The sequence below is a fragment of the Ectothiorhodospira variabilis genome (assembly GCF_022227625.1).
Taxonomy (GTDB): domain Bacteria; phylum Pseudomonadota; class Gammaproteobacteria; order Ectothiorhodospirales; family Ectothiorhodospiraceae; genus Ectothiorhodospira; species Ectothiorhodospira haloalkaliphila.
Genome location: NZ_JAJNAO010000042.1, coordinates 1 through 2,048, shown reverse-complemented (window position 1 = coordinate 2,048; position 2,048 = coordinate 1). Strand labels below are relative to the sequence as shown.

At 66.2% G+C, this 2,048-nt stretch carries 2 protein-coding genes; both read right to left on the bottom strand.

Features of this window, described 5'->3' with window-relative positions:
- On the bottom strand, positions 1–1,274 hold a 1,274-nt coding region (locus LPW30_RS15825), incomplete at its 3' end, for an ISKra4 family transposase (RefSeq protein ID WP_239681356.1).
- Between the two features lie 3 nt (positions 1,275–1,277).
- The coding region (locus LPW30_RS15820; protein WP_239681355.1) for a Druantia anti-phage system protein DruA at positions 1,278–2,048 on the bottom strand (771 nt) is incomplete at its 5' end.

The following is a 2,048-nucleotide window of genomic DNA, read 5'->3' as shown; positions in this document are numbered from 1 at the left end:
GTCACCACCCACCAGGCGCCGGAGCGTTTCAGCCGGGCGTGGCTGATGAACTTGTTGGCGGATTCGATGCCACCGCTGCCGATGGGCAGGCCTTCGGCCTTGCAGGCGTCGTAGTCGATCCGGTGACGGTGGTTCTGCAGGTAGGTGATGAGCTTGTCGATCTCGGTTCTGGCGAAGGCATCGGCCTGGAGCCGTTGCAGGCCCCAGATCACCGCGTCCACCTGATTCGCGGCCAGCCGCGCCAGGGTGGCCTCCACCCATTCGATGGCCCTGGCGCAGTTCCCGTAGTGGGCGTCGGCCACTTTGTGGACGTGTTCGGCGCAGTGGTAATAGTCGAGCACCGGCCGGCCCTCGGGGAAGCAGGCCTCCAGGGTGTTCCAGACCCAGGCCGCGCCGTCACCCAGCAGGGCGATGCGCACCTGGTCTTGCGGGATGCGGGCGGCGATCTGCTGGAGATCCTGTTTCATGGCGTCGGCATCCTGGATCTGGTGCCAGCTGACCAGCGGGACGATGCGGCCGTCTTCCGGCGCCAGGTAGAGGCGCACGCCTTTGACCTCGCGCCATTTGCCCGGCCCGCGTTTGGCGTTGCGCTTGGCCCGGGAACGCGTCGGGGCGTGGGCGCCGTCCAGCGCCACCACCAGCACCGGCCGGTCGTCAGGGTCCTTTTTGGCCTGCTCGATGCGGCGGCGGATGGTCTGGCGATCGGGGATCACGGTCTCCAGGTCGGCGAGCTGCACCACCTGTTCAACCTGTTGATGGGCGTGGCGGTTGCTGACCGGCACTCCGGTCAGGTCGCTGACCAGTTCCGCCGCCCGCTCATAGGGCATATCGGCGGCCAGCTTGAGAACCTTCTCCTCGACGTCGTATTGATGAAAGGCGCGGCTGAGTTCCATCGCCTCGTCCAGCGGGTGAAAGCCAACCCGGCAGTCGGTGCAGTAGAAGTACCCGCGCTCCAGGTCGACCGGCCCCTGCAGGGTGTTGCAGCGCTTGGGATCCCGGCGCTTGCGCCGGATCGTTTTGCCGCAGCACGGACAGGGGGCCTGGCGCTGGTCCTTGAGATGAACGTAGAGTGCATCGGCCAGCGATTGCAGCACGCCACCGAGCAACTGCTGGCGGGTGCGGGTGAAATGCTGGCTCAACTCCATCAGCGTGGGCGGCTTTTCCTGTTCGAACAGGGGCCGCATCTGCTCCAGCCATTGGTCCAGTTGTCGATGCGCCATGCGGCGGACCTCCTCCAGGGGGTCGATTTCCAGAACCTGAGCGGCACAGCCCATCGCTTACCCCTCCCCGCACAGCCAGCGCCGGCTGTGCCGGTGCAGGGGGTCAAGCCAGACCTGCTTGGGCGCCGCCCCGTGACGGCGGTGGTGGCGATCATCGCGGCCCCGTCCCCTCGTTTCCCCCACAGCAATCCAGTTCGCAGCCCGGTAACAGGTGCCGCGAAAATACCGGGGATCCACCAGTGTCTCCAGCAGCCAGGGAGTCACACCATACTGCGCCTGCCAGTCCATCACCAGCTGCCGCTTGCCCAGCGCCAGCACATGACTGGCCAGGTTCGGCACCTGCACCCAGGGTAAAATCAGAAAACGGCTGTTGCACACAACATGCTGCAGGCGTGCCCGGCGCTGCGCATCGCTCCAGCCGATCCACTGATCCCGCCCTTGCAGCCGCCAGGCAGGGCTGGCGTATTGCAGACACCCCACGGTACCCCGAGACGACTCAATGAGGTAACGCAGATGGGCGCCAAAGGCAATGCGATGCCCCAGATAGTGATGCTGCTCGACCAAGGCGCGCCACCTGCTGCGCTGTTCAGCACTGACCACCGGTTGCAGACGCACTGGACCCAGTGCAGCGAGCGGACCCTGGATCGGCACCGGTGCCGGGGTGTCATCGGTCGCAATGGATACGGCCACCCGCTTGCTGCGCTTCGACCGTCGCGCCGGCAGGGTGATCCGCTGCTGTGCCTCCAGAGTATCCAGGAAGGCCCTGCATTCGACCGTCTTGGGCTTGCCGTTGGCGCGCAACCACCCCAGCAACTCACAGGCGGTGGC